This window comes from Flavobacterium sp., from assembly GCF_043760115.1.
Classification (GTDB): Bacteria; Bacteroidota; Bacteroidia; order Flavobacteriales; family Flavobacteriaceae; genus Flavobacterium.
In genome coordinates, this window is sequence record NZ_JAYUPK010000135.1 from 1 (window position 1) to 5,384 (window position 5,384).

A 5,384-nucleotide genomic window follows, 5' to 3' on the forward strand; every position below is an offset into this window, starting at 1 on the left:
AGAACCAGAAAGTTCAGAATTAGATAAATTATATTCTAATGCTTGTTCACGTTTTATTAAATTTTTTTCAATTTCTTGATCATCTAAAGAATCAATGTGAGCTGCAAATTTTTTAGCTTCGGCTTCTTTACCTTTATTAAGTAATGTTTTAACTGAATTATTTGCTTTGATCATTGCAAAAATAACGGCAAGTAAAATCGGAATTAAAACAATAATAATAGTAATCACAATTCCGGGTTGACTGAAGAAATTTTCCTTAGGATTGCTTGGATCTTGAGCAAAAACACTGGTAGAAAGAAATAAAAACGTAATGGTTTTTAAGATGTTGGCATTGTTGTTTTTCAACTTGTTACTTTTTTTAAGATTGATGAATTTTTGGATTTGATTGCTGCTTAAATTTTTCAAATAATCAGAGAAATGGGTTTCGGTTGTTAAGTTTTTCCATTCCTCGTTTTCGGTTACTTGGTCTTTAAACTTTAGATATAAAACGCCAATGAAAACCAAAGCCGGAATTAAAATAATGAGCAACAAAAGCCATAATCCTAATGAATTGGAATCATCTGAAATTAAATTGATGGCTTGTTGTGCAAAAATTGATTCTGAAAATAAAACAGAGAATGAAATGCCGAGTAGTATTTTTAAATTTTGTTTCATAGTTTTTTTATTTTATAAATCCTTCTTTAACCATTTGTTTAAAAATCACTTTTGCAACTTCTTCGGTCATTTTTTTTGCTCCATTTGGATTGGTACTTTCTGTTAACCCAGACCAAATAATTTTATCTGATTTAATGGAATAAACATTGGTTTCTACCGTGTATGTTTTTGTAGTTGAATAATATCTAGGATTTGTATTGTAGTTAAATCTATTGTAATAATAACCGCTAAAATTTCTATAATAATCTGGATAGAAAGAAGTTTGAGCTGGTGTGTAAATTTTTTCTTTATCAACATCAATTAATCGCATTGTCACCGCTGCATCAAATCCATCTTTTTTAATTTTATCTTGAATTACTTCTACATTTTTTTTATTAAAATTTGCATTTAAGTAATTATAAGACGGAATTCCTTTTCCTTGTAAATAACTTACCATCTGATCTTCGGCCTTTCGATTGCTTGTTTCATCTTTAAACATAGCTACAACTAAAACCTTATTTAGTTTTTCTATTACAATTTCATTATCTTGATTTCTCCAACTACTTGTAATTTTTGTTGAAGTACAGGAGATTACAACACAACTTGCGATAAATAAAACCAATAGATTTAACTTTTTCATAATCAATAATTTAGTGTAAAAATATTTCTATAAATTTCATCTTTTAACATTATAACTACTTACAAAAGAATAAACAAAACTTGCATAATTCACATATTTTTATAAAATACTGCTAAAATAAAAATCTTTATATATTAATATCTTTTTATCTTTTATTATAATAAAAAAAGCTATTTATTTTTTAGGAAAAATTTTCCTGTATCTAACTTTTCATTAAAATCGGCGATAGTATTTTCTTCTAACATTGAAATTAAATTTCGTTTTATTTCTTTGTATTCAAAATGTACTGGACAAGGATTTTTCTCTGAACATAATTTTAAACCAATAACACAATCTTTATATATTGAATCTCCATCAATAGCTATTACTACATCTGCAATGGAACTTTTTAAATTTAATTTATCCATGTAAAAACCACCATTTGGACCTTTAACAGAATTTATCAATTTCTTTTTTCCTAAATCTTGTAAAATTTTTGCAATGAAATGTTCTGGCGCGTCAATGCCTTTGGCAATATCTTTTACTCCTACTCTAATTTCATCTTTAGATTTTTGAGCTACAAATATCATCGCTTTAATTGCGTATTCACAAGATTTTGAAAACATATATTTAAATTATATTACAAAGATAAAAATTATATTTAAAAATAAAAAGAGTTTTTTATCTTTTTTTATTTTTAGTTAAAAAAATCCTCGAATTGCTTCGAGGATTTATGTGTTTAATGATTCTTAAAATGCGCTTAGGATAAAAATAGTATAAAAATTGTAAAACCTTCGACTGTCCTTCGACTACACTCAGTATGAACTTCTCAGGAAGATAAAATTTTAAGCTTTTCCAGCAGCAGCTATTAAATTTAAAGCAGAACCTGCAACGAACCAACCGATTTGTCCTTCATTATAGGTATGATTTGCAAGAATTACATCTTTACTTCCATCTTCATGAACGAATTCTAAAGTTAATGGTTTTCCTGGAGCAAAATCAACTAAATCTGTAAAGTTAATAGTATCGTTTTCTTTAATTTTATCATAATCTGCTTCGTTTGCAAATGTTAACCCAAGTAAACCTTGTTTCTTTAAATTGGTTTCATGAATACGTGCAAATGATTTTACCAAAACGGCTTTTACTCCTAAAAATCTTGGTTCCATTGCTGCGTGTTCTCTTGATGATCCTTCGCCATAATTATGATCTCCAACCACAATACTTGGAACTCCATCTGCTTTATAAGCTCTTGCAACAGCAGGAACAGCATCGTAAGTTCCAGTTAATTGATTTTTTACAGCATTGGCTTTTTGATTAAATGCATTAATTGCACCAATCAACATATTATTAGATATGGCATCTAAATGTCCACGAAAACGCAACCATGGTCCAGCCATAGAAATATGATCGGTAGTACATTTTCCAAAAGCTTTGATTAATAATTTGGCTCCTGTAATATTTTTTCCATCCCAAGGTGAAAATGGTGCTAATAATTGTAAGCGTTCTGATGTTGGCGAAACCACGACTTGAACTCCAGAACCATCTGCTGATGGTGCTTGAAATCCTGCATCTTCAACTGCAAAACCTCTTGGTGGCAATTCATTTCCTGTTGGTTCGTCAAATCTTACTTCTTCTCCGTTTTCATTAATTAATGTATCTGTCAAAGGATTGAACGATAAATCTCCTGCAATAGCAAGCGCAGTTACCAATTCTGGCGAACCTACAAAGGCAAGTGTATTTGGATTTCCATCGGCACGTTTAGAGAAATTTCTGTTAAACGAATGCACAATCGTGTTTCTTTCTTCTTTTTCTGCACCTTCTCTATCCCACATTCCAATACATGGTCCGCAAGCATTTGCAAAAACTGTTGCTCCAATTTTATCAAATGTGTCAATAAATCCGTCACGTTCTATTGTATAACGAACTAATTCTGAACCTGGTGTTATGGTAAATTGCGATTTTATTTTTAAATTTTTAGCAAGAACTTGTTCTGCTAATGATGCTGCACGTGAAATATCTTCGTAAGAAGAATTAGTACAAGAACCTATTAATCCTACTTGAATTTTTAAAGGCCAATCATTTTTTATAGCTTCTTCTTTTAATTTAGAAATTGGTGTAGCTAAATCTGGTGTAAATGGTCCGTTTAAATGTGGTTCTAAATCTGTTAAATTAATTTCAATTACTTGATCAAAAAATAATTCTGGATTAGCGTAAACTTCGTCATCACCAGTTAAATATTTTGCTATTTTATTAGCTTCATCTGCAATATCTGATCGGTCTGTAGAACGTAAATATCTGTCCATTGAAGCATCGTAACCAAATGTTGACGTTGTTGCTCCAATTTCTGCACCCATATTACAAATAGTTCCTTTTCCTGTACATGACATTGCTGTAGCGCCTTCGCCAAAATATTCTACAATGGCACCAGTTCCACCTTTTACAGTAAGAATTCCGGCCACTTTTAAAATAACATCTTTTGGTGCTGTCCAACCCGAAAGTTTTCCAGTTAATTTTACTCCAATAAGTTTAGGAAATTTTAATTCCCAAGCCATTCCAGACATTACATCTACAGCATCTGCGCCACCAACTCCAATTGCAATCATTCCTAAACCACCAGCATTTACTGTGTGAGAATCGGTTCCAATCATCATTCCACCAGGAAATGCATAATTTTCTAAAACTACTTGGTGAATAATTCCTGCGCCTGGTTTCCAAAAACCAATTCCGTATTTATCTGATACTGATGATAAGAAATCAAAAACTTCATTGCTTTGCGTTTTTGCTCTAGCCAAATCGGTTTTTGCATCCACTTTCGCCTGAATTAAGTGATCACAATGTACTGTTGTTGGTACTGCAACTTTACTTTTTCCTGCATGCATAAATTGCAATAACGCCATTTGTGCTGTTGCATCTTGACAAGCAACTCTATCTGGAGCGAAATCTACGTAATCTTTTCCGCGAGTAAATGCGTGACTAGGATTTCCTTCCCAAAGGTGATTGTATAAAATCTTTTCTGTAAGTGTAAGCGGACGACCAACAATTTCGCGTGCTTTATCTACACGAGTTGTCATATTGGCGTATACTTTTTTAATCATTTCAATATCGAAAGCCATACTATAAAGTTTTGTTTAATTGTGATGCAAATTTAATGAATTCAATTGAGATTTAAAGAATTTTTATTAAAAGTGATTTTTAGAACCATTATTATTGCAGAAAATTGATTTTGGATAATTATTATTGAATTAAAACCAAAATTTACTGAAAATTTTATCTATTTGATAATTAAATTTGTGATTTTTATCAATTTCGGAATTTCACTAATTTATTTATTTCTGTAAAGACAAATTCCCCAAAAAATAGTTTCTGATTGTGATATAACTTCTTTTTTAACCAAAACATATTTTTCTTCAAGACTATCTATTAAATCTTGTCTAATTCCATAGAATGAAAAAATAAAATAACCTGTTTGATTAAAATAATTGGCATATTTTTCTACAATTTCTAACTGATTATCAAGATAATATAAAACTTCGTTGAAAATTATAATATCAAATTTTTGTTTTGGTTGAAATTGATGAATGTCTGCCGATAAAAATTCTGAATTGAGATAATTTGCATTTTTTGCTCTTTGAATTGCAATAGATGATAAATCAATTCCTAAAAAAGAACCATATTTTTCAGTTTCTAAATAGGAATTTAATGCTCCATAACCACAACCTAAATCAAGAATTGATGGTTTATTAATTTGAGTTTCCTTAATAAAATCAACTATAGTATTGTATCTTTTTTCTTCATTGCCCATGTAATCCCAAGAACCTTTTTGGTATTTATAATTCCAACGAATTCTTTTTTTGAACCACTTTAATTTTGAAAGTAACGATTTAATCATGGAATAGTTTTTTAATTTCTCAAAAATAATTTTTAATAAAACAGTTTGACAAATATATACTTTTATACTTATTGGAAGGAAATTAAAAATTTAAGATGGAAAGATGGAAGATGGAAGATGGAAGATGGAAGATGGAAGATGGAAGATGGAAGATGGAAGTTGGAAGATGGAAGATGGAAGATGGAAGTTGGAAGATGGAAGTTGGAAGATGGAAGTTGGAAGATGGAAGTTGGAAGATGGAAG

At 30.1% G+C, this 5,384-nt stretch carries 6 protein-coding genes; 1 reads left to right on the forward strand and 5 read right to left on the reverse strand.

What is annotated here, in order from left to right; translation table 11 throughout:
• The 5 genes from ACH2BC_RS11415 to ACH2BC_RS11435 form a co-directional block, all read right to left on the reverse strand.
• Window positions 1-654, reverse strand: a 654-nt coding sequence (locus ACH2BC_RS11415; RefSeq protein WP_395054130.1) for a hypothetical protein, incomplete at its 3' end; no start/stop codon positions are given.
• Window positions 655-661: 7 nt separating this feature from the next.
• Window positions 662-1,273 carry a hypothetical protein gene (locus tag ACH2BC_RS11420; RefSeq protein WP_395054131.1) on the reverse strand — a complete coding sequence of 204 codons (612 nt, stop codon included), beginning with the start codon at window positions 1,271-1,273 and terminating at the stop codon, window positions 662-664.
• 170 nt (window positions 1,274-1,443) lie between these two features.
• Window positions 1,444-1,878 carry an RrF2 family transcriptional regulator gene (locus ACH2BC_RS11425; protein ID WP_395054132.1) on the reverse strand — a complete coding sequence of 145 codons (435 nt, stop codon included), beginning with the start codon at window positions 1,876-1,878 and terminating at the stop codon, window positions 1,444-1,446.
• 219 nt (window positions 1,879-2,097) lie between these two features.
• Window positions 2,098-4,365 carry an aconitate hydratase gene (locus ACH2BC_RS11430; protein WP_395054133.1) on the reverse strand — a complete coding sequence of 756 codons (2,268 nt, stop codon included), beginning with the start codon at window positions 4,363-4,365 and terminating at the stop codon, window positions 2,098-2,100.
• A gap of 209 nt (window positions 4,366-4,574) precedes the next feature.
• Window positions 4,575-5,141 carry a class I SAM-dependent methyltransferase gene (locus ACH2BC_RS11435; protein WP_395054134.1) on the reverse strand — a complete coding sequence of 189 codons (567 nt, stop codon included), beginning with the start codon at window positions 5,139-5,141 and terminating at the stop codon, window positions 4,575-4,577.
• A 45-nt stretch (window positions 5,142-5,186) separates the two neighbouring features.
• Between ACH2BC_RS11435 and ACH2BC_RS11440 the strand changes: the two genes are divergently transcribed.
• The coding region (locus ACH2BC_RS11440; protein WP_395054135.1) for a hypothetical protein at window positions 5,187-5,384 on the forward strand (198 nt) is incomplete at its 3' end.

Excerpts from the sequence above, each read along its gene's own strand:
- ACH2BC_RS11420 (WP_395054131.1), bottom strand. The coding sequence starts at position 1,273 with ATGAAAAAGTTAAATCTATTGGTTTTATTTATCGCAAGTTGTGTTGTA.
- ACH2BC_RS11425 (WP_395054132.1), bottom strand. The coding sequence starts at position 1,878 with ATGTTTTCAAAATCTTGTGAATACGCAATTAAAGCGATGATATTTGTA.
- ACH2BC_RS11430 (WP_395054133.1), bottom strand. The coding sequence starts at position 4,365 with ATGGCTTTCGATATTGAAATGATTAAAAAAGTATACGCCAATATGACA.
- ACH2BC_RS11435 (WP_395054134.1), bottom strand. The coding sequence starts at position 5,141 with ATGATTAAATCGTTACTTTCAAAATTAAAGTGGTTCAAAAAAAGAATT.